Source organism: Rhodococcus sp. NBC_00297, from assembly GCF_036173065.1.
Lineage (GTDB): Bacteria > Actinomycetota > Actinomycetes > Mycobacteriales > Mycobacteriaceae > Rhodococcoides.
Genome location: NZ_CP108041.1, coordinates 3,760,211 through 3,785,424, shown reverse-complemented (window position 1 = coordinate 3,785,424; position 25,214 = coordinate 3,760,211). Strand labels below are relative to the sequence as shown.

General features: G+C 68.1%; 23 protein-coding genes and 2 tRNA genes. 12 read left to right on the top strand and 13 right to left on the bottom strand.

Features of this window, described 5'->3' with window-relative positions; genetic code table 11:
• Window positions 1-59 precede the first annotated feature (59 nt).
• A complete protein-coding gene (locus OG947_RS17910; protein ID WP_222630196.1) occupies window positions 60-722 on the top strand; it encodes a TetR/AcrR family transcriptional regulator in 663 nt (220 codons plus the stop codon).
• Window positions 723-769: 47 nt separating this feature from the next.
• A complete protein-coding gene (locus OG947_RS17905; RefSeq protein ID WP_155957030.1) occupies window positions 770-1,171 on the top strand; it encodes a GtrA family protein in 402 nt (133 codons plus the stop codon).
• Here the strand turns inward: OG947_RS17905 and OG947_RS17900 are convergent.
• Together OG947_RS17900 and OG947_RS17895 are read right to left on the bottom strand one after the other, a co-directional pair.
• Window positions 1,168-3,204 carry a cytochrome c oxidase assembly protein gene (locus tag OG947_RS17900; RefSeq protein WP_328812548.1) on the bottom strand — a complete coding sequence of 679 codons (2,037 nt, stop codon included), beginning with the start codon at window positions 3,202-3,204 and terminating at the stop codon, window positions 1,168-1,170. The genes OG947_RS17905 and OG947_RS17900 overlap by 4 nt on opposite strands.
• Before the next feature lie 147 nt (window positions 3,205-3,351).
• Window positions 3,352-4,443 (bottom strand): XdhC family protein, encoded by a 1,092-nt coding sequence (locus OG947_RS17895; RefSeq protein WP_442973134.1) that lies wholly within the window; start codon window positions 4,441-4,443, stop codon window positions 3,352-3,354.
• A 114-nt stretch (window positions 4,444-4,557) separates the two neighbouring features.
• Between OG947_RS17895 and OG947_RS17890 the strand changes: the two genes are divergently transcribed.
• Window positions 4,558-4,633: transfer RNA gene (locus tag OG947_RS17890), tRNA-Arg, on the top strand.
• Window positions 4,634-4,639: 6 nt separating this feature from the next.
• On the opposite strand, the gene OG947_RS17885 is transcribed toward OG947_RS17890, so the two are convergent.
• Window positions 4,640-5,278: a YoaK family protein gene (locus OG947_RS17885; protein ID WP_328812546.1), complete on the bottom strand. Its 639-nt coding sequence runs from the start codon at window positions 5,276-5,278 to the stop codon at window positions 4,640-4,642.
• Between the two features lie 40 nt (window positions 5,279-5,318).
• Between OG947_RS17885 and OG947_RS17880 the strand changes: the two genes are divergently transcribed.
• Window positions 5,319-5,738 carry a DUF732 domain-containing protein gene (locus OG947_RS17880; RefSeq protein WP_222647485.1) on the top strand — a complete coding sequence of 140 codons (420 nt, stop codon included), beginning with the start codon at window positions 5,319-5,321 and terminating at the stop codon, window positions 5,736-5,738.
• Here OG947_RS17880 and OG947_RS17875 read toward each other — a convergent pair.
• On the bottom strand, window positions 5,702-7,267 hold the full coding sequence (locus OG947_RS17875) for an AMP-binding protein (RefSeq protein ID WP_328812545.1): 1,566 nt from the start codon (window positions 7,265-7,267) through the stop codon (window positions 5,702-5,704). The genes OG947_RS17880 and OG947_RS17875 overlap by 37 nt on opposite strands.
• A 66-nt stretch (window positions 7,268-7,333) precedes the next feature.
• Between OG947_RS17875 and OG947_RS17870 the strand changes: the two genes are divergently transcribed.
• The gene (locus OG947_RS17870; protein WP_328812544.1) at window positions 7,334-8,110 is read left to right on the top strand and encodes a helix-turn-helix transcriptional regulator; all 777 of its coding nucleotides are present in this window, start codon (window positions 7,334-7,336) and stop codon (window positions 8,108-8,110) included.
• On the opposite strand, the gene OG947_RS17865 is transcribed toward OG947_RS17870, so the two are convergent.
• From OG947_RS17865 to OG947_RS17850, 4 genes are all read right to left on the bottom strand, one after another.
• Window positions 8,099-9,277 carry a winged helix DNA-binding domain-containing protein gene (locus OG947_RS17865; protein WP_328812543.1) on the bottom strand — a complete coding sequence of 393 codons (1,179 nt, stop codon included), beginning with the start codon at window positions 9,275-9,277 and terminating at the stop codon, window positions 8,099-8,101. The two genes, OG947_RS17870 and OG947_RS17865, sit on opposite strands and share 12 nt — an antisense overlap.
• Before the next feature lie 192 nt (window positions 9,278-9,469).
• Window positions 9,470-9,718, bottom strand: a complete 249-nt coding sequence (locus tag OG947_RS17860) for a hypothetical protein (protein ID WP_328812542.1) — start codon at window positions 9,716-9,718, stop codon at window positions 9,470-9,472.
• Between the two features lie 12 nt (window positions 9,719-9,730).
• Window positions 9,731-10,942 (bottom strand): fatty acid desaturase family protein, encoded by a 1,212-nt coding sequence (locus tag OG947_RS17855; RefSeq protein WP_328812541.1) that lies wholly within the window; start codon window positions 10,940-10,942, stop codon window positions 9,731-9,733.
• A gap of 30 nt (window positions 10,943-10,972) precedes the next feature.
• Window positions 10,973-12,094 (bottom strand): ferredoxin reductase, encoded by a 1,122-nt coding sequence (locus tag OG947_RS17850; RefSeq protein ID WP_328812540.1) that lies wholly within the window; start codon window positions 12,092-12,094, stop codon window positions 10,973-10,975.
• Window positions 12,095-12,296: 202 nt separating this feature from the next.
• Here OG947_RS17850 and OG947_RS17845 point away from each other — a divergent pair, with 202 nt between their 5' ends.
• Entirely contained in the window at window positions 12,297-12,974 is a 678-nt protein-coding gene (locus tag OG947_RS17845; protein WP_056446144.1) for a TetR family transcriptional regulator, read from the top strand.
• 20 nt (window positions 12,975-12,994) lie between these two features.
• Window positions 12,995-13,804, top strand: a complete 810-nt coding sequence (locus tag OG947_RS17840) for an alpha/beta fold hydrolase (protein WP_328812539.1) — start codon at window positions 12,995-12,997, stop codon at window positions 13,802-13,804.
• Here the strand turns inward: OG947_RS17840 and OG947_RS17835 are convergent.
• Window positions 13,801-14,397 (bottom strand): GyrI-like domain-containing protein, encoded by a 597-nt coding sequence (locus OG947_RS17835; RefSeq protein ID WP_328812538.1) that lies wholly within the window; start codon window positions 14,395-14,397, stop codon window positions 13,801-13,803. The genes OG947_RS17840 and OG947_RS17835 overlap by 4 nt on opposite strands.
• The gene (locus OG947_RS17830) at window positions 14,394-15,725 is read right to left on the bottom strand and encodes an MFS transporter (RefSeq protein WP_328812537.1); all 1,332 of its coding nucleotides are present in this window, start codon (window positions 15,723-15,725) and stop codon (window positions 14,394-14,396) included. Before OG947_RS17830 ends, OG947_RS17835 begins: the two co-directional genes overlap by 4 nt.
• 23 nt (window positions 15,726-15,748) lie before the next feature.
• On the opposite strand from OG947_RS17830, the gene OG947_RS17825 reads away from it, so the two are divergent.
• Window positions 15,749-17,761 (top strand): NADPH-dependent 2,4-dienoyl-CoA reductase, encoded by a 2,013-nt coding sequence (locus tag OG947_RS17825; protein WP_328812536.1) that lies wholly within the window; start codon window positions 15,749-15,751, stop codon window positions 17,759-17,761.
• Window positions 17,762-17,800: 39 nt separating this feature from the next.
• The gene (gene cmrA, locus OG947_RS17820) at window positions 17,801-18,607 is read left to right on the top strand and encodes a mycolate reductase (protein ID WP_328814057.1); all 807 of its coding nucleotides are present in this window, start codon (window positions 17,801-17,803) and stop codon (window positions 18,605-18,607) included.
• A gap of 4 nt (window positions 18,608-18,611) precedes the next feature.
• Here the strand turns inward: cmrA and OG947_RS17815 are convergent, their stop codons facing one another.
• The gene (locus OG947_RS17815) at window positions 18,612-20,186 is read right to left on the bottom strand and encodes a helicase HerA-like domain-containing protein (RefSeq protein ID WP_328812535.1); all 1,575 of its coding nucleotides are present in this window, start codon (window positions 20,184-20,186) and stop codon (window positions 18,612-18,614) included.
• A 123-nt stretch (window positions 20,187-20,309) separates the two neighbouring features.
• Between OG947_RS17815 and orn the strand changes: the two genes are divergently transcribed.
• Both orn and OG947_RS17805 read left to right on the top strand, forming a co-directional pair.
• The gene (gene orn, locus OG947_RS17810) at window positions 20,310-20,912 is read left to right on the top strand and encodes an oligoribonuclease (RefSeq protein ID WP_328812534.1); all 603 of its coding nucleotides are present in this window, start codon (window positions 20,310-20,312) and stop codon (window positions 20,910-20,912) included.
• A gap of 80 nt (window positions 20,913-20,992) precedes the next feature.
• A tRNA-His gene (locus OG947_RS17805) sits at window positions 20,993-21,065 on the top strand.
• Between the two features lie 54 nt (window positions 21,066-21,119).
• Here the strand turns inward: OG947_RS17805 and OG947_RS17800 are convergent.
• Window positions 21,120-22,325 carry a DUF4185 domain-containing protein gene (locus OG947_RS17800; protein WP_328812533.1) on the bottom strand — a complete coding sequence of 402 codons (1,206 nt, stop codon included), beginning with the start codon at window positions 22,323-22,325 and terminating at the stop codon, window positions 21,120-21,122.
• A 532-nt stretch (window positions 22,326-22,857) separates the two neighbouring features.
• Between OG947_RS17800 and OG947_RS17795 the strand changes: the two genes are divergently transcribed.
• Window positions 22,858-23,607 carry a M23 family metallopeptidase gene (locus tag OG947_RS17795; RefSeq protein ID WP_328812532.1) on the top strand — a complete coding sequence of 250 codons (750 nt, stop codon included), beginning with the start codon at window positions 22,858-22,860 and terminating at the stop codon, window positions 23,605-23,607.
• 4 nt (window positions 23,608-23,611) lie between these two features.
• Here OG947_RS17795 and OG947_RS17790 read toward each other — a convergent pair whose 3' ends face one another.
• Window positions 23,612-24,826 (bottom strand): L,D-transpeptidase, encoded by a 1,215-nt coding sequence (locus OG947_RS17790; protein WP_442973069.1) that lies wholly within the window; start codon window positions 24,824-24,826, stop codon window positions 23,612-23,614.
• Window positions 24,827-25,214 lie beyond the last annotated feature (388 nt).

The window sequence follows — 25,214 nt, the reverse complement described above, 5'->3', positions numbered from 1 at the left end:
ATAGCAGCGATGCGGAGGTATGCCCTCCGGTTAACCGACGAACCAGGACGAAACGGACTGTGAAACCCACCACAGCGGCGAAGCCGCTTCGAGCGGACGCCGAGCGGAACAAGCTCAAGATCATCGACTGTGCGCGAGAGTTGTTGGCACGCAAGGGTCTCGAGATCACGCTCGACGACGTCGCTGCGCGCGCCGGGGTGGGTGTGGGCACCGTGTACCGGCGGTTCGCCAACAAACAGGAACTCATCGACGGCATCCTCGAGCAGCGTCTGGTCGACGTGCTCAGCCGCGCAGAGGTGGCCGCGGAGGCCGACGATCCCTGGGCTGCGATGGTCGATTTCTTCGAATTCATGTGTCGACACATGGCCGCGGACCGTGGTCTCGGTCACGTCGTCCTCGGGTGCGACGACGGCCTCGACCGCATCGCGGCAGTCCGGTCCAAGCTCGAACCGACCATCAACACTCTCATCCAGCGCGCCCAGAAGGCCGGAAAGCTCCGCCCGGACGTGCAGCCCGGCGACCTCTTCACCCTGGTGCGGATGATCGTGGCCGGCGCCGAGGTTGCAGACGAGGTGGACGAGGACAACTGGCGACGCTATTTCGCCCTGGTGATCGATTCCCTCGCGGCGGTGCCGGATCGGTCGGTGCCCCTGCCGGGTCGAGCGCTGACACCGGACGAGATCGTCAGCGTCAAGAGCAGATTGCACGGGAGGGCGTCGTGATCGACAACGTAGTCTCCCCCGTTCTTCCCTCGCACCCCGGGCATCCGATGCTGGTGGCGCTGCGCAGTGACGGAGCGTTCCCCCAGTTGGTCCGCTTCGCACTGGTCGGCGGGCTCAGCAACGTCCTCTACGTCGCCGTGTTCGTCGCGATGCACAGCGAGGGTTCCATCGTGGCCAATGCCGTCGGAGCAGTGGCGTCGACCGTTCTCGCCAACGAACTGCACCGCCGTCTCACGTTCCACGCCGCCGATCGGGTGGGCTGGTTCACCGCGCAGTGGGAGGGCGGCGGACTGGCACTCATCGGTCTGGGCGCCAGCACCGCAGCGCTGACCGCGCTCGACGTCGCACTGCCGACCGCCGGCGCCGCGTTGTCGGCCCTGATCCTGGTCGGAGTCACCGCCCTCGTCGGCGGACTCCGCTTCCTCGCCCTGCGCGGTCTGGTCTTCTAACTGCGCTCACGCTCGCGGCGCGCCAGCTCCGCGAACATCGCGTTGTGCGCCGCGAGGTCCGCACCGTCGTCGCGATCGGCCGCCCGGTCCGTGCGGACTGCTTCCTTCCGGTCCGTGTTGGACCACTGCACCAGCAACGCCAGCATGACGAGGATCAGCGGGATCTCGCCCGTCGCCCACGCGATGCCGCCGCCGAGTCGCTGATCCGCCAGGAGGTCGGAGTTCCACGGCAGCGACAGGCCGCGGAAGAAGGTCTGGCCCATCACCGTCTCGGTGCTCATCAGCGCGATACCGAAGAAGGCATGGAACGGCAGCGATCCGAACACCATCGCCAGCTTGGTCACGGGCGACAATCGACGCGGTGCCGGATCGACGCCGATGACGACCCAGTAGAACAGGTAGCCGCTCAGCAGGAAGTGCGCGTTCATCAGCAGGTGGGCGCCGTGCGAGTCGACGGTCGCGCCGTAGATGCCGCCGAGGTAGAGCGCGTAGAAGCCACCCACGAAGATGACGGCCGCGACCAGGGGCTGGGTGAGGAACCGGGACACCGGGCTGTGCAGGGCCTCGAGGATCCACTCGCGCGGTCCCGGCACACCGTCCCGGCCGGCCGCCGGCAGCACCCGTAGGGCCAGGGTCACGCCGCCGCCGAGCGCGAGCAGCACCGGGGTGAGCATCGACAGCACCATGTGCGAGCCCATGTGCACGCTGAACATCGCCATCGAGTAGCGGTAGACACCCGATGACGTCGCGAACAGCAGCGTCGCGCAGCCCAGGACCCAGGCGATCGTGCGACCCACCGGCCATGCGTCGCCACGGGCCCGCAGTCGACGAACGCCGAGGAGGTAGACGACGGCCATGACGACGGCGGCGGTGCCGAAGATCAGGTCGAACCGCCAGTCGAAGAGGAAACGCCCGAGGCTCGGGGGCGCGGTGAGGTCGTACCCCAACTCCGCCTCGGTGAGCGTCAGCTCCCGAGCGCTCCCCAGCGGGGGCGGTGTCCGGGAGAGTCCGACCGCGAGCCCGATCGTGGCCGCGAAGACCAGTACCTCGGCACCGGCGAAACGCACGAGATTCGCGCGCGACGTCGGGTCCGCGGCGAGCGCGGGCAGGGCGCGTCGACGCTGGGTGTAGCCGAACACGCCGAGGACGACCAGGGCGACGACCTTGGCGAGTACGAGTCGGCCGTAGGTGGTGTCGAACAGATCTGCGGGCTCGACGCGGACGAAGGCGTTGACCACTCCACTGACACCCATGACCACGAACGCCACCGTGGCGACTGCAGAGAAGCGGCGCGCCGCGACATCGGTGTGCGCGCCGGCGCGACGGGCATGCGCCAGGACGGCGAACAGTCCGCCCGCCCAGAGCGACGCGGCAAGAAGATGCAGGATGAGGCTGTTGGTGGCGATGTCGTGCGATCCACCGGACGACGAGTGCCCCGACAGTGCGAGAGGCATGAGCGAGCCGAGCGCGACCACCAGCAGGATCGGCGTCCACGACCACCGCAGCACGGCACGTGTCCCGAGTGCGAGCACGATCGCGATGATCGCGGTCCACTGCCACGCGCGGGCCAACTCGATCTGCGACAGGCCCGACCACAGGTTCTCGGGACGCAGCGCCTCGGACACCGGCTGACCGGACGTGTCCGAGAGGGTCAGCGGCACCAGCACGATCGCGCAGGCCGCCCACACGATTGCCGCCGACGACGCGGTGCGCAGCGCGCGATAGCCGTCGATGTCGAGGACGCCCGATCTCTGCGGCGGCACGAGGAAGGCTGCGAGCAGCAGAGAGCCCACGGCGATGACGGCCGCGACCTCCCCGAGCGCGCGCACAGCGGGCAGACCGTACGTCGTCACCGGACCCGGATCCGGGATGCCGAGCAGGACCAACGCCTGCGATGCGGACAGCGCGACGATCAGGCCGGCCACCACCGCGGCGATCAGTCCGGCACTCGCGAACACGCCTGCCGATCCGGCTCGTCGCGCCCCACCGTCCGGTTCCGCGGTCGCGGAACGCGGTGCCTCAGTCGTTGCCATACCTCCAGGGTAGGAGGTGACCGGCATCGCAGCACCTACGGGACGTAGTAGACGCGCAACTCACACGTCACCCCCTCCGGCGAGTACGCCGGAAACGTCGTGATCCTCCGTGCTGCAGCAGCAGTTCGGACGTACTCGCGAGGGGCGTCAATGGTGAATGCGTCCCTCGCGCTCCCCCAGCGGCCGTCCGTTCCCGCCCCACCGCCTCGCGACGATCTCCGCCGCGATCGACACCGCCGTCTCCTCCGGTGTCCGGGCGCCGAGGTCGAGCCCGATCGGGGACGACAGTCGCGCGAGCTCGTCGTCGCCGATTCCCACCTCGCGCAGTCTCGCGACCCGATCGTCGTGGGTTCGCCGCGACCCCATCGCACCCACGTAGCCGACGCGGGGCAGCCGCAACGCCACCTCGAGCAGCGGCACGTCGAACTTGGGGTCGTGGGTCAGTACGCAGATCACGGTGCGCTCGTCGATCTCACCCTCGGCCTGCAGTCGCTCGAGGTAGCGGTGCGGCCACTCGACGACCACCTCGTCGGCCGTCGGGAATCGCTCGGTTGTCGTGAACACCGGCCGCGCATCGCAGACGGTCACGCGATAGCCGAGCAGCGCACCCTGACGCGCCACCGCCGACGCGAAGTCGATCGCACCGAACACGATCATGCGAGCACGGGGCGCGAAGGAGTTCACGAACACCGTCATTCCCTCGCCGCGCCGCTGACCGTCGGGGCCGTAGTGCAGGACGTCGGTGCGGCCCGCTTCGAGAAGGCCACGGGCGTCGTCGATCACCGCGGCATTCGCGCGGGGCGACCCGAGCGTGCCGGACGCCGCCACCGGGTCGACGACCAGACGAGTACCGACCCGCGCAGCATCGGGGTGCTCGAGGACAGTGGCCACCGCGACCGGCCGGTGCTCCGCGATCGCCGACGCCACCGCGCCGAGCTCCGGAAAGGTCGATCGGGACACGGTCTCGACGAAGACGTCGAGGATGCCCCCGCAAGTCAGACCCACCGCGAACGCATCGTCGTCGCTGACTCCATAGCGATGCAGACCCGCCTCACCGTTCTGCGCGGCCTCGTACACCGCGCCCTCGACGCAGCCACCGGACACCGACCCGACGACTCTGCCGTCCGCGAGCACAGCCATCGACGCACCCGGCGGACGCGGTGCCGATCGGAACGTGCGCACCACGGTGCCCACGCCCACGGACTCCCCCGCGCGCCATGCCGCGAGCACCTGGTCCATCACGTCCTGCACGCCTGATGCCTTCCCTCGGAGCGAGAAGTCTAAGCCGCACCTCCGGCCCGGGCAGGGCGCAGCGCCTCGCTACACTCGACGGCGCATCGGACACCGATGCACGCCTCCGTAGCTCAGGGGATAGAGCAAGGGCCTTCTAATCCCTTGGTCGCAGGTTCGAATCCTGCCGGGGGCACCACGGCGCTCATTCGCCCATCGAGAAGACGACGACGCCAGCCACGAGAACCGCGATCAGCGCCACCACGGGTGCGCCGAGTCCGACGATCGCGAAGGCCGCGGCGCCGAGAATCGCTCCGCCCGCGAGCGCAGCCCACATCAACAGCGGGCGGACCCAGGATTCCGAGCTGCGCCCGTGGATCCGAGCGGCGATCGTGCGTGCCATGGTCACGAGCGTCCCGGTCATGTACGTGAGGCTGATGCCGCCGTCCCGCTCGAACACCGCGTTCTCGGCGCCCATCGCTGCCGCCACGATCAGAGCGGACACCAGGGTCGCGCCGCCGCCGAGGTGCACGACGCCGGCCGCCGCCAGCAGTACCGCGACGAGCAGGAGGACGACGGTCTTACGACGCCGGCCGGCGAGGTCGCCGACGAGCGACCCGGTGACGACCCCGCCCACGAACGACACGATCACCACGAGCCCGACGGACGCCGCACCGAGATGTCCCGCAGTGAGTTCGACGGCCGCCCGAGTGGTGTTGCCCGTCATGAAGGAGACGAAGAAGCCGCCGAGAGCGAGGAAGCCGACGGCGTCGACGAAGCCCGCCACAGCGGCGAGACCCAGCGCCACGTGGGCATCGCGGCGGCGGTCGTGGGTGCGCTTCACGCGGTCATTGGATCACCACGAGAGCGGTAACGTCGCACCGGTGACCCGCCGCACCGCTACCCTTCTGCTCCTCGCGACTCTGAGCGTGGCGGGGTGCGGCGGTGACCCGGCGACACCCCCGGCCGACGACCCGGCTCCGGCGACCTCGACGTCCGAGGCGCCCAGCACGCCGTCGGTGGCCGGTCCCTCCGTGCCGACGGGGCCCGACGCCGTCGCCGCGGACGACCTCTTCATCGCAGGGTTGGACAGTGGCGCCATCGAGTACACCGACCCGGAGACGATGAAGATTCTCGGACGCGGCATCTGCGCCGAACTGCAGCAGGGGCAGCCGGTGATCGCCGAGGTGGACGCCGTCACGACGGGCAGCCGCGGCAAATGGGACGAGAGCGCCGCGGGCGCCATCGTCGGTACCGCGATCGGCGCCTACTGCCCCGAGTTCCGAGCGCTGCTGCCCGGCTGACGGCTCCGGCGCAGCAGGAAGCGCTGCACCTTGCCGCTGGGCGTCTTGGGCAGTGCGTCGACGAAGTGCACCGTGCGCGGGTAGGCGTGCGCGGCGAAGTTGGACTTCACCAGCTGCTGCAGCTCGGACTCCAACTCGGCGGTACCCGAGACGCCCTCCGCCAGAACGACGTACGCCTCGATCACCTCTCCGCGGATGTCGTCGGGTTGGCCCACCACCGCCACATCCATGACCGACGGGTGTTCCACGAGAACGCTTTCGACGTCGAAGGGCCCGATCCGGTAGCCGGCCATGATGATGACGTCGTCGTTACGCGCGGAGAAGAAGTAGGAGCCGTTCTCGATTCGTCCGGCATCGCCCGTCAGGTACCAGGACCCGTCGTCGGTGAACCGTTCGGCTGTCTTGTCGGGAGCGTCGACGTACCCGGTGAACCACATCAGCGGGCTGCCCGCCACCTCGAAGCCGATCTGATCCTCGACGACTCCGGCGGTGAAGCCCGGCAACGGCTTTCCCATCGAACCAGGGATCAGCGGCTCACGCACCGCGTCGTGCCAGGCGTTGACGATGACCATTCCGTGCTCGGTCTGGCCATAGTGATCCCGCACCGGCACGCCGAGCGCCGTCTCCGACCACACCAGAACGTCCGGCGTCAGCGGCTCCCCCGCCGACGACGCCCGTCGCAACGTGATGCCACCGACCGACGGGTCCTTGCTCAGGCTCCGGTACACCGTCGGCGCCGCCGCGAAGTTGGTGACCTCGAACTTCTGCATCACCGCGACCGTGAGCGCGGGGGTGAAGCCGGCATGCAGCATCAGACTGCGACGGCCCATCGCCATCGGGCCGAGAATGGCGTAGTAGAGCCCGTAGGCCCAGCCGGGGTCGGCGGCGTTCCAGAAGACGTCGTCCTCGGACACGTCGAGGCCGTAGGTCATGTAGGCGACGAACGACGCCAGCGCCGACACAGGCACCGGCACGCCCTTCGGCTTTCCCGTCGTGCCGCTGGTGAAGAGCTGGATCATCACACCGTCGCCGCCCACGGCCACCGAGGCCGCCATCGGCTCGTGCTCACGAACCAGAGCGTCGAAGCCCTCCCCCGTCTCGATCACCGTGATGCCCTCGATCGAGTCGAGCTTCTCGCGCTGGTCGGTCTCGGTGATGACGACGCGCGCCTGCGCGGCCTCGACGCGCATCGCGATCGCCGGAGTAGCGAAGGCGGTGAACAGCGGGACGTGCACCGCGCCGAGTCGCCAGAGCCCGAGCAGGGCGACGACCAGTTCGAGCCGCTTGCTGATCAACACTCCCACGCGGTCACCCCGGCCGACGCCCATCTCGGCGAGGCCCGTCGCGAATCGCGCCGACAGCTCGTGCAGCTCGCCGTAGGTGAGGTCGCGCGCCGTGAGATCGCCTTCGATGAAGGTGAACGCGATCGCCGCCGGGTCGTGGTCGTCGCACAGCAGGGCGGCGAGGTCGGCGTCGGCGGATCCGTAGGTCGCCAGCAGGCGTGCGACATCGTCGGTCAAGGTCGTCATGGTGAGAGTGTGGCGCGGAACACTCGCGGCCCGATACCCTCCGAAGAGGGTAGGAAGACGGAGACCATGATCGACACACATTTCGACGCCGCCGTGGACCGGTTGCGCGCCGGTTCGGGCGTCACGCTCGCTTTCGGCGGAGTCATGACCGCGGGACGGCGATTGACGCTGCGCCATTTCGCCGGGCAGTCCGTCGGGGCGCTCGACGGTGTCGAACTCGAGGCAGGTCACGGTCTCGGCGGCAAGGTGTTGCAGGTCAATCGCACCGTCGCGCTCGACGACTACATGCGGACTCCGAAGATCAGCCACCGATACGACGCCATCATCTCCGCCGAGGGCCTGCGCGCCATGATCGCCGCCCCCGTCGTCGTCGGGCGGACAGCCGTCGGCGTGCTCTACGGCGCGATGCACACGGCCGGGCACATCGGGGATCGCGTGCTCGACGTGCTGACCCTCGAAGCTGGGGTTCTGGGCCAGGACCTCGCCGTCGACGAGGCGCGGCGCGCTGCCGACCGGCTGCGCGAGGACGTCCGTCAGACGTACACGCGGCTGCGGGCGGTCGCGGCACGGTCGGACGCACCCGAGCTCACGTCCGTGCTCGACTCGATGCGCGCCTTCCTGGAACCCGCCGCACCGATACCGTCCGCTCCGCACGTGACGGCCCGCGAACGGGACGTGTTGTCGCTGGTGGCGCTGGGCCGGTCGAACATCGCCATCGCCGAGGAGCTCGGCCTCACCGTGTCCACAGTCAAGAGCTACATGAAGTCGATCATGGCCAAGCTCGACGCGTCGACCAGACACGAAGCCGCGCACGCCGCCCGGCGTGCAGGCCTAGTTCCCTGATCCTGTCCGCAGCGCCTTCTCGAGCGGAGTCGGAAAGGTCGGGGTGATGGACGCGCCGTCGAGATGGGCCTCGAGACGTGCAGCTTCCGCCGCGACCTGCTCCTCGTCGGCCTTCTCGAACAACCGGAACACCACCTCACCGGCGCCGCGTACGGCCCAACCGCCGACCACCCGGCCGTTCGACCACACCGTGGGGCCGACGTTTCCGAACGTGTCGAACAGATCCGGTCGGTACTCGTCCGGCAGGAACCATCGCCGATCCTTCCACCCCATCGGCGTCGGATCCAGCGCGGGCAGCAGCGCCACACCCCCGTCGGCACCGCTGATGTCGCTGCTGCGCAGCATGATTCCCCCACCCGACGACAGCTCGACCTCCTCGACGTCGAGAGCGGCGAGGGCTTTGACAGTGTGACCCTTGTTCCATCCGGTCCACCACTGGAGGTCCTCGGGAGTCGCCGGACCGAACGCCTCCAGCCAGGTGCGCGCCAGGCGAACTCGCGCATCCGCCTCCTCGATCGGCGGCACACCGTCGGGCCACCACGCGCTCACCGGTGCCCACGTGTGGTGGCGCGAGGTCCAGTTCCCCCGCGGTTCCACGCGCACGATGCGCCCCTCCGCCGACAGCAACGTCAGCAGCGACGACGTCACGTAGCGACGGACGTCGTACTTCTTGTCCGTGGTCGGGAGGAACGCGGTGCGCAGTTCCGGTACGGCGGTGGACAACTCGGCTCCCGTCGCGGTGCCCGACGCAGCCAGTGCCGCATCGACACCCGACTCGAGATGGTCGAGGAACGCCGGCACGTCATCGATCACCGGGTCGGTGGGCAGGGTCGAGAGTTGCTTCGCCAGACGCGTTCTCAGGGTTCTGGCCACCCCGGCGCTCGAACCGGACTGCACGACGGGCATGAACTGCTTGTCGATGACGAAAAGGGTGCGGCGCATCGCCATGACCCGCACCAGCGAGCGGCGGGTGTACAGAGCGTCGCGCACGTCGTCCAGGGTCGCGGTGGTCGATCGCGCCAGAACCTGCAACGACACGCTCGCCGCATCCGTGGCGTGGAGCGCGACGATGCGCTGGACCACGTCCTCGGGCGTCAGCGACGACCCCAGACCCACGGCATGCCGGTGCACCAGGATCTTGCGCCGCTCCTCGTCCGTCACCTTCATCGGGACAGTGTGACCGACCCCGCCGCCGTGCGCACCCATGCCGGGCGCACATACCCCGCGGCGCAGTTCGCGTGGTGCTCCCCCGATGGGGAGTGCACGGGACGAACCGCGGTGCGCGAAGCTAAGCCCTCCCCCCCACACGACAACGGCGCCGCACCCGTCATGGGTGCGGCGCCGTCGTGAGGCTCCGGGTCAGCGACCGTTCGACCGCCTGGACGACTCCTCGAAGTCCCCCTCGATCACTTCGAAGGTGCGCGTATCGGATTCTGCGCGACGCGAGGCCTCGCGCATTTCGATACCGTCGGTGACCAGGTCACCGATCTCTCGGGTGACGTCGCGGACCGCGGTCGCGATGATCACCGCGATCCGCCCGACGTGCATGGCTGCCGATTCGGTCAGGTCCTGCACTGTGTCCTTGTTGCGTTCGAACTTGCCCACCATGGCACTTACCTCTCAGGCTGCAGCTTTTTCGCGCTCGATGATCACACCGGTCACCTTGTCCACACCGGTGAAACGGTCGGGAAGGGCGAGCCGGAAGATCTTGCCCCACACAGTACCGATCTGATGGAAGAAGCCACCAGTGTTGTACGGAAGGCCGTACTCCTCGCACAGTGCCTTGACCTCGGGCGCGATCTGCGGGTAGCGGTGCGCGGGCAGGTCCGGGAAGAGGTGGTGCTCGATCTGGTGCGAGAGGTTGCCGGACATGATGTGGAACAGCTGCCCACCCTCGATGTTCGCGGAGCCGAGCATCTGACGCACGTACCACTGGCCGCGAGTTTCCTGCGCGGTCTCCTCGACGGTGAACGTCTGCACGCCCGTCGGGAAGTGGCCGCAGAAGATGATCGAGTAGGCCCACACGTTGCGGACGATGTTGGCGGTGAAGTTGCCCACCAGCGTCGGCACGAACATCGGCCCGGTCAGGGCGGGGAAGACGATGTAGTCCTTGAGGACCTGTCGTCCGGCCTTCTTCCACCAGCCCTCGAGCAGGGGCTTGACGTCGTGCCATTTGCGCTTGCCCTGGATGACGTTCTCGGCCTCCAGGTCGTGCAGCATGACGCCCCACTCGAAGAAGGTCATGAGCAGGAACGCGTAGATCGGGTTGCCCAGGTAGTACGGGTTCCACTTCTGCGCGCTGTCCATCCGCAGGATGCCGTAACCGATGTCGCGGTCCATGTCGAGGATGTTGGTGTACGTGTGGTGCATGTAGTTGTGCGAGTGGCGCCACTGGTCACCGGGGCAGGTGTTGTCCCACTCGAAGACCTTGGAGTTCAGGCCCGGCTCACGCATCCAGTCGTACTGGCCGTGCATGACGTTGTGACCGATCTCCATGTTGTCGAGGATCTTCGACAGGCTCAGGGCGCTGACGGCGGCGATCCAGGCCGGCGGGAAGAAGCCGAAGTACATCAGTCCGCGACCGGCGACCTCGAGTCCGCGCTGCGCCTTGATGATCTTGAAGATGTAGTCGCGGTCCTCCTGACCCAGGTCCGCGACGGTGCGGGCGCGCAGGTCGTCGAGCTTGCGCCCGAGTTCCTCCACGGCTTCGTAGCTCAGGACGACGGGTCCGTCGGTGCCCGGCTCGTCCAGCACGTCGACGCCGGACGTCGTGGTGTCGGGCGCCGAGCTGGAACCGATGAACGGGAGAAAGGACAGTGAGAGTCCGAACATGGTGACCTCCTCTTCGAGTATGTGGATGGGTCAGACGTCGATGTCGACGTCGCCCACGGGGACGGAGATGCAGAGCTGGATTTCGTTGTCCGGATCGGAGTCGAGCTCACCGGTCTTGACGTTGCGGGTGCATCCCGACTTCTTGATTGCCGTGCAGGTGAAGCAGATTCCCATCCTGCAGCCGAATTCCGGTGTCAGCCCGGCATTCTCGGCCTGCTCCAGGAGGGTGGCGCCGTCGTTCTCCGCCTCGACGGACGAACCCGAGAACGACACGGTTCCCGAGGCATCCCCGTCGACGACCGGAACTGCGGTGACGAACTCCTCCGAGAACAACGACTCGGAGAGTCCGAGTTCGTCGAACACCGACCTGACACCCTTCATCAACCCGGGCGGCCCGCACAGGAACGTCTGCGCCGAGGCGTGCCAGGGTGCTGCGACGTTCAGATGCTCGGTGTCGAAGAATCCGTGCAGATGACCACCGTTCTGCTGATCGGTGTACGCGTACAGAACGTCCACGTTGTCGTTCTCGGCCGCGATGCGGTCGAGTTCGGCGCGGTAGCAGACGTCGTTCTCCGTGTAGGCGTAGTGCAGGAACGCCACGCGTCCGGTGTACCCCTCGTGCACCAGCGTGCGCAGCATCGACATCACCGGGGTGATGCCGCTTCCACCACTGATCAGCAGAACGTGGTCCGGCCGCGGGCTCGGGAGCTCGAAGGTGCCCGTGGCCGGCGCGAGATTGACCACGAGACCGGGCTTCGCCGAGGCGACCAGGTAATTGGACACGATGCCGTCGGGTTGAGCCTTGACGGTGAGCTCGATCGTGTCGTCGTCGGTTCCGGCGGTACCGGCCGGGGAGTAGCAACGCGTGTGCCGGACGCCGTCGACCACGACGCCGATCTGCACGAAGTGGCCGGCGGCGAACCCCTTCCACTGCCACGTGGGGCGCAGCGTCAGCGTGACGGTGTCGGGAGTCTGGTGACGGACGGCCACGACCTCGGCGCGCATGTCGTCGACCGTCATCATGGGGTCGACGAGTTCGAGGTACCGATCGACCGCGTGCGGCGTCGTCAGCGTCTCGAGCAACCGGGGCCGCAACCTGGACAGCAGCGAACTGCGACGGCCGCGCGATGTGGGGGTGGTGGCGATGCTCAAGTCGTCCTCCTCGAATGACGGGCCGGTGACCGGATCACTTCTCCAGTGCACACTCGTTCACTGGAACCGAGTGTGACAGCCCGTACCGGCAACTTTCAAGGCCAATGTGACGACGGACACGTACCGTGAGCAGCAGTGACCCGCCAGGCTCTCGCGCGGCGGAAGTGCACACCCATACACCGATGTCGGTTAATGTCGAGGAATGTCCGAGAATTCCGTAGGTTCCACGACGGCCAGCAGGGCCGAACGCAAGGAACGCACCCGGCGGGCACTCGTGGACGGAACGCTGGACGCCATCGCGGACCGCAGTTTCTCCAGCGTGAGCCTGCGGGAGGTCACGCGCGCGGCAGGAATCGTGCCGACGGCGTTCTACCGCCACTTCGCGTCGATGGAGGACCTCGGAGTCGCGGTCGTCGAGGACAGCATGCGCGTCCTTCGCAAGATCCTGCGCGACGTCCGTCGTCACCCGTCCGCGGACAACGCGCGCGAGTCGCTCGAACTGCTGGTGGGCGAGATCCGCGAACACGACGTCCAGTTCCGCTTCCTGATCCGTGAACGGTCCGGCGGGGTGGTGGAGGTCCGGCGCGCGATCGAGACCGAACTGCGAATGATCGTGCACGAGCTCACTCAGGACCTGTCCCGGATCCCCGCCCTGTCGTCGTGGCCCGGCGATGATCTCGAGATGGTCGCCGACCTCATTGTCAACACGATGCTGGCGACGGTGGTGGACCTGGTCGAGGTGACGCCCGCCGGCGCGGCCGAACGCGACATCGTCGAACGCGCGCTGTCCCAGCTGCGCGTGATCATGCTGGGAATGGGCCAGTGGCAGCCTCGGAACGTCCGCGGCGCACGGACGTCGGCAGCCGCCCTCGGAGCGTGAGGACCCGATAGCCTTTCCCCATGCAGATCTCAGTCGGTGACCTGACCTTCGACGCGGACCGCTACGGAACCCCCGGCGACCGCCCGGCCCTTCTCCTGCACGGTTTTCCCGAGACGTCCGCGAGTTGGCGCGACGTGGCGATCCGCATGGCGGACGCGGGCCGCGACGTCGTCGTGCCGAACCAGCGCGGGTACTCCCCCGGTGCCCGTCCGACCGGTACCGACGCGTACCGCATCGATCTGCTGGTCGCCGACGTCATCGGAATGCTCGACGAACTGGGCTTCGCGGCAGTCGATCTCGTGGGGCACGACTGGGGGTCGATCGTCGCCTGGTACGTCGCGGCGCTGCATCCGGATCGCGTGCGCACCCTCACCGCAGTGTCCGTCCCGCACCCGGCCGCCTTCGGGTGGGCGATCCGCGAAGACGAGGACCAGAAGAAGCGCAGCGAGTACATGACGCTCTTCCGTCAGCCCGGCAAGGCGGAGGATCTGCTGCTCGAGGACGACGCCCGCCGGTTGATCGCCATGTTCTCCGGTGCCGCCGATCCGACGATCGTCTCGCAGCATCTTCCGGTGGTCGGCCGGCGTGAGACGCTCACCGCCGCGCTGGAGTGGTACCGCGCCATGACGCGCGACTTCGCGGATCTCCCGTCCGTCGAGGTGCCGACCACCTACGTGTGGGGTAACCAGGACACGGCGGTCGGCCGCGCCGCCGCCGAGCGGTGTGCCCAGCACGTCACCGGCCCGTACGAGTTCGTCGAATTGAGTGTCAGCCACTGGGTGCCGGAGGACGATCCGGACCGACTGGCGGACGAGATCCTCGCGCGTTAGCGCGTGACCGGTTGTCGCAGAATCGTTCTCAGTTTGTCGGCCACCACACGCCGTGGGTCGCCGAGATAGATCTCGTGATGACGTCCCGTCATCCGGAGCGAGTGCGCCGGGACGACGACGTCGTGCATGTGCGCGAGCACCGGCGCCTCGTCGTCGTAGGACCCGACGTGCAGCGTCTGCACGCACAGCCCCTCGTCGAGACGTCTCAGGCGCACGTCGCCAGTCCGCGGGCCCGCCTTCTGTTCGCGGACGGTCTCCAGATGCTCGGCCGTGATCCAGTCGGGGGTCATGATCATCGCGGTCCATCGCCATCGCGACGGGTCCCGCTCGCGGGTGAACGACGCCCAGTCGTCCGCCCACCACAGCGCTTCGAGCGGCATCACCACGTGGTCTCTGCCGAGTTCGCGCTTGCCGAGGAACTTCAGGCCGTACGCGAGCGGATACAGAGACGACACCGCGTCGGTCCAGGCGGTCGTGTTCGGATCACCGTCCCCGTCGATCGTGAGGTACTGCAGGGGCGGCACCTCGACCACGTCGAACACCCCGAGTCGAGCGCTGTACGTCGCGATCTCCTTCTTGTGGTCGACCTTCACGCCGCCGCGTCCCTCCCCCGATCACCCTCGGGTGCCGCGACGCGGAGCAGGGCCAGTAGCCCGGCCGCCAGCACCAGCACGATGCCGATGATGCCGGCCCGATCCGCGTCGAAGAGGAAGACGAAGAGTCCGAAGAGGCTCGGAGCGAGGAACGAGACCGCGCGTCCCGTCGTGGCGTAGAGGCCGAACATCTGGCCTTCCCGGCCGGGCGGAACTATGCGGGTCAGGAAGGTGCGCGACGCCGACTGTGCGGGTCCGACGAACAGGCACAGGATCAGTCCGAAGATCCAGAACATCAGGGGACCGGAGACGGCGAGCAGGACCAGCCCGGCGACGATCATCGACACGAGCGAGACGACGATGACGAGCTTGGGCCCCAGCACGTCGTCGACACGCCCCGCGACGACGGCGCCGAGTGCGGCGACGACGTTGGCGGCGACCCCGAAGAGCAGCACGTCGGCACTGGAGATGCCGTACACGGTGACGGCCAACACCGCTCCGAAGGTGAAGACCCCGGCCAGACCGTCACGGAACAGAGCGCTCGCGACGAGGAACCACACGGTGCGGCGGTCGATGCGCCACAGCTCGGACACGTCGCGCCACAGCACGCGGTACGACTCGAGGTAGCCGGCTCGCGCGGCCGCCGCCTCGGGGTCGGTGACGGGGAGTTCGGGAACCGCGAAGAGCACGGGAAGCGAGAACACGAGGAACCACACCGCCGCGAGCAGCGCCACGAGCCGGATGTTGAGGCCGTCCTCGGTGGTGATGCCCAGCAGGCCCCGCTCGTCGCCGTCGCCGTCGATGAACCCGAAGTAGCACATAAGCAGCAGGACGATGCCGCCGAAATAGCCCATCGCCCAGCCGAATCCGGACACCCGACCCAGATTGTCGGGCGTCGAGACCTGACGCAGCATCGCGGTGTAGGGCACCTGCGCCACCTCGAAGAGCACCGAGGCGACGGACAGCAGGATCAGGCCCAGCCACAGGTAGTGGTAGTCGTCCTTCACGAAGAACAGTGCCGCCATGCACACGACGGTCGCGGTCGACAGTACGAAGAGGAGCCGTTTGCGGCGACCTCTGGCATCGCTGCGCTGACCGGAGACGGGAGCCAGGACCGCGACCAGAACTCCGGCGATGCCGAGCGACCACCCCAACCACGACGTGGCGGACACTCCGCCGGGCAGATCGGCACCCACCGAGTCGGTCAGGTACACCGAGAACACGAACGTGAGGATCACGGCCTGGAAGGCGGCACCGCCCCAGTCCCAGAAACCCCACGCCAGCACCTGCTTCTTCGTCACGACACCGGGCGCGCCCACGACCACCATGTCTCGCAGCATAGGGTGCCGAGATGACCGACTTCCCTGTTCTGCTGTCGCCGATCACGGTCGGTCGTACGACGTTGCCCAACCGGGTGATGATGGGCTCGATCCACACTGGACTCGAGGATCGGGCGAAGGACGTAGAGAAGCTCGCCGCGTACTTCGCCGAGCGCGCCCGAGGTGGTGTGGGACTCGTCGTCACCGGGGGCTACTCCCCCAATCGCACCGGCTGGCTGCTTCCGTTCGCGGCCAAGTTGTCCAACCGTCTCGAGGCCCGTCGCCACCGACGCGTGACCGATGCCGTGCACCGCGAGGGTGGTCGGATCGTGCTGCAGATCCTGCACGCGGGCCGCTACTCCTACCATCCGCTCTCCGTGAGTGCGTCGGGTGGGAAGTCGCCGATCACCCCGTTCCGCGCCCGCGGCCTCACCGATCGGGGCGTGGAACGGCAGATCAGCCACTACGTCCGGTGCGCGCGCCTGGCGCAGCGCGCAGGCTACGACGGCGTCGAGATCATGGGCGGCGAGGGCTACTTCCTCAACCAGTTCCTCGCACCGAGGACGAACCGTCGCACCGATCGATGGGGCGGGTCCGCCGAGAACCGGCGCCGCCTTCCGGTGGAGATCGTGCGTCGCATCAGAGCAGCGGTCGGACCGGACTTCCTGCTCTCGTTCCGGATCTCGCTGGCCGATCTGGTCGAGAACGGTCAGACGTGGGACGAGATCGTGGCACTCGCCACCGAACTCGAAGGAGCCGGGATCGATCTGTTCGACTCCGACTTCGGCTGGCACGAGTCGCGCGTGCCCACCATCGTGACGTCCGTACCGAGGGCCGCGTTCATCGACTTCACCCGCCGCCTCACCGAGGTGGTGACGGTGCCGGTGGCGGCGGCGAACCGGATCAACATGCCGGATGTCGCCGAACGCCTGCTCGCCGACGGCAGCGCGCACCTGGTGTCGCTGGCCCGCCCGATGCTGGCGGATCCCGACTGGCTGCTCAAGGCGAGGAACGGCCGACGGGACGAGATCAACACGTGCATCGCCTGCAACCAGGCCTGTCTCGACCACGTCTTCGTCCACCGCAAGGCGTCCTGCCTGCTCAATCCGCGGGCCGGGCGGGAGACCGAACTCGTGCTGTCCCCGACTCGCTCCGCGAGAACGGTCGCCGTCGTCGGCGCCGGCCCGGCGGGACTCGCCACCGCGGTCGCACTGGGGCAGCGTGGTCATCGCGTCACCCTCTTCGAGGCGCGCGACGAGATCGGCGGCCAGTTCGCGATCGCGCAGCGCATCCCCGGCAAGGAGGAGTTCGCCGAGACGGTCCGCTACTTCACCCACGCACTCGCCGCAGCGACGGTCGACGTTCGGCTCGGCACGACGGCCGGCGCCGCGGACCTCGTGCACTTCGATCGCGTCGTCCTGGCCACGGGTGTGGTGCCGCGCATCCCGTCCATTCCCGGCATCGATCACCCCAGCGTCGTCACGTACGCCGAGGCGGTGCTCGGCCACCGCGACGTCGGCAGGCGCGTGGCCGTCATCGGGGCCGGCGGCATCGGTGTCGACGTCTGCGAGTTCCTCACCACGGAACACTCCTCGACTCTGGATACCGCGGAGTGGCGTCGGGAATGGGGAGTCACCGACGATCCGGCGGCCGCGGGTGCCGTGGCCACCGCCGTCGCTCCCCCCGCGGCTCGCGAGGTGTACCTGCTGCAGCGGACGGCGGGACGGATCGGGACGCGACTCGGCAAGACCAGCGGCTGGGTGCATCGCGCTGCCCTGCGAAGCAGGAACGTGACGCAGTTGTCGGGGGTGCGGTACGACCGGATCGACGACGACGGACTTCACATCACCGTCGACGGACGGACACGCGCACTGGAGGTCGACACGATCGTCGTGTGCGCCGGTCAGGAGTCGGTGCGCGATCTTCTGGACGATCTCACAGCTGCGGGAACAGTAGTTGACGTCATCGGCGGCGCCGACGTGGCGGCGGAGGTGGACGCGAAGCGGGCGATCGAACAAGGGACCCGCCTCGCGGCCGCCCTCTGACGTCGCGTGCTCCGCAGCGTCACGCTAGCCTCGGTGACCGTGAGCCTCCCCGCACCCACCGCAGAGTCCCGTGCCGTCGTCACCGGAGCGTCGTCCGGCATCGGAGAAGCACTCGCCACCGAACTCGCCGCCCGTGGTCATTCGCTGATCGTCGTCGCCCGTCGAGGCGAGTTGCTCGAGGCGCTGTCGGCGAAGCTGACCGCCGAGCACGGCGTCACCGTCGAGGTCCGCGTGAACGATCTGTCCGATCCCGTTCAACGCCAGACCCTGGCGGACGAACTGGCCGGCCGCGACATCTCGGTGCTCTGCAACAACGCCGGCATCGCCACCTTCGGTCCGGTGTCGGCGCTGGATCCCGCCTACGAGCGCGCCCAGGTGCAGCTCAATGCTGTTGCGGTGCACGATCTCACGCTGGCGGTCCTGCCCGGCATGATCGAGCGCGGCGCCGGCGGCATCCTCGTCACCGGCTCGGCCGCGGGCAACATGGCCATCCCCAACAATGCGACCTACGCCGCCACCAAGGCGTTCGTGAACACGTTCTCCGAGTCGTTGCGATCGGAGCTCGCCGGCACCGGCGTGCACTGCACGCTCCTCGCACCCGGCCCGGTCCGCACCGAGACGCCCGATCCCGCGGACGCCTCCATCGTCGACAAGCTGGTGCCGGACTTCCTGTGGATCGACAGCGCGTACACGGCACGGCTGTCTCTCGACGGGCTCGAGAAGAACAAGATGCGCATCGTTCCCGGAATCCTCAGCAAGGGCATGTCCGTTGCGGGCCAGTACAGTCCGCGCTCGATCAGCGCTCCGATCATCGGCAGCTTCTACAAGAAGCTCGGCGGTTCCTGACCTTCTACCTCCGACGGCGGCGTCCGGTCCCGAAGATGCTCCGTGAGATCTCGCGACCGGCCGCACTGGCTGCCGACCGCAGGAAGCTCTTCACGGCGGGGTTGGCCATGATGCGTTCTGCGGCCGACGGCCCTTCCGGCTCCGGCGCGGGCAGCGGCGGCAGGTCGTAGGTCTGCGGCAGCGGCGGGAACTCCGGCTGCTGCGGCGTCGGTTCGGGGGCCATCCGTGCGTTCAGCAACTCGTACGCGGACTCGCCGTCGACGGTGGTGCCGTACGTCGCGTACAACGGACTGGCGGTCGCGGCGGCCGTGATCGCGTCCGTTCCGATGGTGTCCATCAGCGACTGCGGCGGACGAATCCTGGTCCAGGCCACGGGAGTCGGCGCGCCCCGCTCGGACAGCACCGTGACGATCGCCTCGCCGGTCCCGAGGGTGGTGAGTGCCTCCTCCAGGTCGTAGTCCGCACTCTTGGGATAGGTCCGTACCGTCTTGGTCAGCGCCTTCTGGTCGTCCGGGGTGAAGGCGCGCAGCGCGTGCTGCACCCGCGCGCCGAGCTGGGAGAGCACCGGCCCGGGAACGTCCGACGGCAGCTGCGTGCAGAAGAAGATGCCGACACCCTTGGAGCGAATCAGTTTCACGGTCTGCTCGACCTGCTGGAGGAAGGCCTTCGACGCGTCGGCGAAGAGCAGATGTGCCTCGTCGAACACGAACACCAGCTTCGGTGCGTCGAGGTCCCCCTCCTCCGGCAGGGTCTGGAAGAGATCGGCCAGCACCCACATCAGGAACGTGGAGAACATGACGGGACACGCTGCGAGAGCGCCGAGTTCGAAGAGGGTGACGATGCCGCGTCCGTCCGGTGCGGTGCGGATCAGGTCCTCCGTCCGCATCTCCGGCTCACCGAAGAACGTGTCGCCGCCGTCGGCCTCCAGGTTCACCAGTGCCCGCAGGATGACACCGGCGGTGGACGACGAGACGCCGCCGATGCCCTTCAGGTCGGCCTTGCCCTCGTCGCTCGTGAGGTGCGTGATGACGGCACGCAGATCCTTCAGATCGAGCAGCGCGAGCCCCTGCGTGTCCGCCCAGTGGAAGATCAGTCCGAGGGTCGACTCCTGAGTCGCGTTGAGCTGCAACACCTTGCTGAGCAGGATCGGGCCGAACGCCGTGATGGTCGCGCGCACCGGCACCGCGCCACCCTCGGTACCGAGGGAGAGGAACTCGACCGGGAATCCCGTGGGCGCCCACCCGTCCGCGCCGGTCTCGCCGGCCCGGCCGCGCAGGCCGTCCGAGTCGGCGCCCGGAGCGGACAGTCCCGAGAGGTCGCCCTTGACGTCGGCCAGCACCACCGGAACACCGGCCGCGGAGAGCTGTTCGGCGATCACCTGCACGGTCTTCGTCTTGCCGGTTCCCGTGGCGCCGGCCACGAGGCCGTGACGGTTCACCATCTTCAGCGGTAACCGGACCCGTGCGGTCGGATCCGCGACGCCGTCCAGCACCACACTGCCGAGTTCGATGGCGGGACCTTCCGTGGCGTACCCCGCTGCGATCGCGGCCGCGCGGCCACCCTCCGTCGGTTCCGTCATCGTCACTCGTGCTCCCGTTCTCGTGTCGCCGGCGGTACGGGCTGAACTCTATCGCCGGTACCGACACGTGCGGGTCTACTGTGGCAGCGGTACCGATGGACACGACGGATACCGAGGATGTGCGTGAACGACAAACTGGTGTGGATCGACTGCGAGATGACGGGCCTCGAGCTGGGCTCGGACAAGCTCATCGAAATCGCGGCCCTGGTCACCGACAGCGACCTCAACGTTCTCGGCGACGGCGTGGACATCGTGATCCACTGCGACGACGACGCACTGGCCTCGATGCCGGACGTGGTCACCGAGATGCACGCCAAGTCGGGGCTCACCGAGGAGGTCCGCGCGTCGACGGTCACGATGGAGCAGGCGCAGGAGAAGGTGCTCGAGTACATCCGGCAGCACGTTCCCGCCGGCACCGCGCCGCTCGCCGGCAACTCGATCGGCACCGACCGCGGCTTCATCGCGCGGGACATGCCGGAGCTGAACGGCTACCTGCACTACCGGATGATCGACGTCAGCTCCATCAAGGAGTTGTGCCGCCGGTGGTACCCACGCATCTACTTCGGTCAGCCTCCCAAGGGCCTCGCGCACCGGGCACTCGCGGACATCGAGGAGTCGATCCGGGAGCTGAAGTACTACCGGCAGACGGCCTTCGTGGCGGCTCCGGGACCGACCACCGAGGAGATCGGCGCCGTCGTGACGACGCTGACCGGTGGCGACGCGTGACACAGGGAACCGATTGGCTTCCCGCGTATCGGTCACGCTAGTATCGAACGCGCTGCATCGCCGCAGGGTGTGCAGCAATGGTGGGCGTAGTTCAGTTGGTAGAGCACCAGGTTGTGATCCTGGCTGTCGCGGGTTCGAGTCCCGTCGTCCACCCCGAACACGAAGGCCCCCGACTCGCGAGTCGGGGGCCTTCGTCGTGCGTGGGGCTCAGCGGGGCAGCGCGTCGAGGTCCGTCCGCATGAGGATGACGTTGTAGGACGAGTACTGCGACGCCGTGAAGTACAGCGAGTCACCGGCCGACCTCGGGTGGATGTAGGGCGCGTAGAGGCCACCGCCCGGGTAGTTGCCGATGTCGTTGTTCACCACCAGCGCGGTGGGAGCGCTCCACGGCCCCTCGGGCGCCGACGCGGTCCGCGCCATGATGCGGCCCTCGACGTCGTTGCCGTACAGCATGATGTAGCGACCGAGATACGCATTCCACGCGACGGACATCTCCCCGACCGGCTGGCCGACCACAGGAGCGGCGGCGGCCAGGTCGGAGGTCCAGGACCCACCGTTCCAGTACTCGTACCGGGTGAGGTCCAGCATCGCGTCGGGTGCGACGCGGGCCAGGTAGGCCGCACCGAGACGGCCGTTCGGTGTCCCGTACTGGTACACGAACCCGTCCTGGCCGCGGACGAACGCCGCCTGCTGGAAGCGGGCGTCCAACTGCTCCGTACCGGGGACGGCCACGCCGCTGTTGAACCGGATCGTGCCGGGCTCGGGGAACCACGTCTGCCCGTTGTCGCGCGACGTCGCGATTCCCGCGTAGTTCGTCGACCACACCGAGCCGCTCCACTCGCGGACCGACATGAAGTGCAGATACTGCACGCCGTTCACGGCGATCGCCGACGTGGGAACGATCGTGTACTCGACAGGTGAGAGCCCGAGAGCCGAGAGCAGTTGGGTGGCGAATCGCGGATCGTTCCCGGCCACCACCGCACCGGAGTTCACGTCACCGGGCACACCGTCGGCGAACGTGATGCCGTCCGACAGGTCGGTGTCGTTGCTGCGCAACAGAACATTGTGCCGCCACTGCCCGCCCGGGACCGCGCAGTTCCCGAAGGTGTCGCCGAACGCCATGAGGGTCTGACCGGCTCCGTTGTCCCAACTGATGCCGAGATCGGTCCCCGAGATTCCGAAACGATCGAACGTCCGGTTCACACTCTCCTGACCGGTCACCCACCCCACGGTGGACGTCGACGGCCCGTTGTAGGCGGGCACCGGACCCTGCCGTCCCGCAGGTGGCTGACCGGGAAAACCTGTTCCGTCGATCCCGGTACCGGGCAGTCCTCCACACGGTTCGGCCGCCGCCACGGGCGCGAGCACCAGGCTCACTCCCCCCACCAGTGCCAGTGCCAGCGTAGCCGCCATCGCCCGTTGTCGTCGCATACAGAACATCCCCCACAGTCGCGCCACACGCGGCAGTAACCCGCACCCGAACGCAAGGTACCAGTCCGGACAGGTCCGATCTCCGCACCGGGACGGCCCCACCGACGAATTACACGTATGTGTTTTCGCAGGTAGGCCGGCACAACCGAATTACGTTGGTGTAATTGAGCATTCGTGTTACCGAGCGATACTGCTGTCCCGTAGAGTGACCCGTGGCGCTCTTGGGGAAGGTGCGCCGTGTGTTACTCGTGTTGTTCGCTCGACGGACGTGAATGCCAAGGGAAGGGCATTCGACTTCGCCGAGCGGTGCGCCGTGGGCGACTGCTCGTCCGGTACCGGTCGGTGAGACCGGTACGGGTCAGAGGGACGTCGACGGCCGTACCGCCGTGGACAGCGCAGCAGCGACGGGACTCCTCCCCCGGGTCGGCGCCGACCGAATGGCGACGCCCGTGGGCGCATACGGAGGTAGCTCGTGCACCGAACATCACACTCGAACACCGCATCACAGGACACCGTGGACGCATCGCCGTCACCGGTGCGCCGCCGTGGTCGCTGGGGATCCGCCGCCATGGTGGGCGTCGCGGCCACCGGAGCTCTGCTCTTCGCCGGGACACCCACGGCCGCAGCGGCACCCGCGCTTCCGCCGCTCCCCGCTCTGCCCGCGTTCCAGATTCCCGGTGTTCCGCTGAGCGCCAAGCAGCAGGCGGCGATCCTCGCCGCCGTCTTCGACGCGACGGGCGTGCTGGTGCAGGAGGTCGCGGGGCTCGTTCTCGGCGACATCACCCTCACCCCGGTGACTCCCGACGCCGCGCCGGACGCAACGTCGCCCTTCCAGGCGGCCCCGCTGGGCGTCGGCGGATCACGACTCCCCTTGACGCCCGGCACCTTCGAGGTCACGTCCGGTTACGGCGGGCGCGACAACCCGACCGGCGGCGGACGGCAGAACCACGAGGGCATCGACCTCGGAGCCGCGCAGGGCACCACGATCTACGCGGTCACCGGCGGCACAGTCACGCAGGCCGGTGACGCGGGCGACGGGTACGGCAACCTGGTGAAGATCCAGAAGGGCGACACGGAGGTCCTCTACGGACACCAGAGTCGCATCGATGTCGCCGTGGGTGACACCATCGCTCCCGGTCAGGCCATCGGCGCGGTCGGCAGTACCGGCGACTCCAACGGCCCGCACCTGCACTTCGAGGTGCGACGCGGCGGCGAGGCCGTGGACCCGGTCGGTTACCTCACCGCTCTGGGCCTGAAGGTCTAGCGGCTCAGACGGACTGGGCGTTGCCGGCTTTCCACTCGTCCCACGGGATGTTCCAGTCGCCCAGTCCGTCGGTACCCGACAGTGTTCCACCCACGGTGTTCTTCACGACGGTGATGTCACCACGCTTGGTGTTGTCGTAGACCCACTTCGCGTTCGACGGGCTCAGGTTCAGGCAACCATGGCTGACGTTCGAATAGCCCTGTGATCCGACGGACCACGGCGCCGAGTGGAAGAAGATGCCGCTGTACGACATTCGCGTCGCCCAGTCGACCGGAGTGCGGTAGCCCTGCGCGGAGTCCACGGCGACGCCGTAAGTCGACGAGTCCATGACCATGGACGCGAACTTGTCACCGATGATGTAGACCCCGTTGTCGGTGGGCGAGCTGTCCTTGCCCATCGACGTCGGCATGGTCTTGACGTCGACTCCGTTGACGGAGAACGTCACCTGCTTGGTGGCGTCGTCCGCGGTGGCGATGACGGCGTCACCGATCGAGAAGGACGACGACGCGTTCTCCTGGCCGAAGAGTCCCTCGCCGAGGTCGCGACCGAAGACGTCCACCGTCACGGTGACGCGGGTGCCGGGAGCCCAGTAGTTCTGCGGGCGCCACCGCACCTCTTTCTGGTTGACCCAGTAGAAGGCACCCTCGACCGGCGGGTCCGTCACGACGGTGATCGCGTTCTGCGCGGCGATCTTGTCGGGGATCGGCTCGTCGAACTGCACGGCGACCGGTTGGCCGATGCCCACGATCTCGTTCTCGGACGGCAGCAGGTACGGCTTGGTGACGTTGTCCGGCGAACTGGTGGTGAAGGACGAGACGGACGACGCCTCACCGCCCAGACCGTAGGCCCGCGTACGCATCGTGTAGGTGCCGTTGTAGTCGAGCACCTCGCTGTTCGTCCAGGACGACCGATCCTCGGACAGTGCTCCGGGGACAGGGGTGCCGGCGTCGTCGGTGAGCGTCACCTCGGACAGGGTGCCGTCCGCCACGGTCACCGCGACCGGAGCACTCGGGGAGAATCCGACGGACGCGTCGGGCGCCGGCAACGACACCTTCGGCTTCATGAGCTCGGACAACGGGTTGGAGTCGATCGGCGCGGGAGCCGCCGTCGGTGTCTGACCCGACCCCGCCGTGCACCCGGCCGCGGAGAGTGCGAGCACCGTCATCGCGGCCACCAGAGTCGAGCGCCCACGACGGGTCCTACCCCACGACATCGTCATTCTCTCGACTCCACTCACCTGCGCCCGAACCATCAGCTATCACGCACATGATGCCATCCACCTGGGATTTCTCACCACTCCGGAGCTGGGGAACACGGTCACGGTCGAGTACCGATCGAGCATCGACCCGGCTCCTCACCAGCGGTCCGGAGCCTCTGCCAGCGGGAATGCGGACCGGGCGTCCCGTTTCGATGATCGCGGGTGCTGTTGGTGTGCGTCACAAGCGACCCCGGACAGCACGATGCCGCCGAGCGTGAACTCGGCGGCGTCGAGGACGGAGTCGGCCGTGCGCCTCTCGGCAGAAGGCCGCTCGTAGCGGCGAAAGGGGTGGTACCCGGGGCATGGATCCGACTCCGTCGAGCTGTGCAACGCCGACACCCCCGAGTCT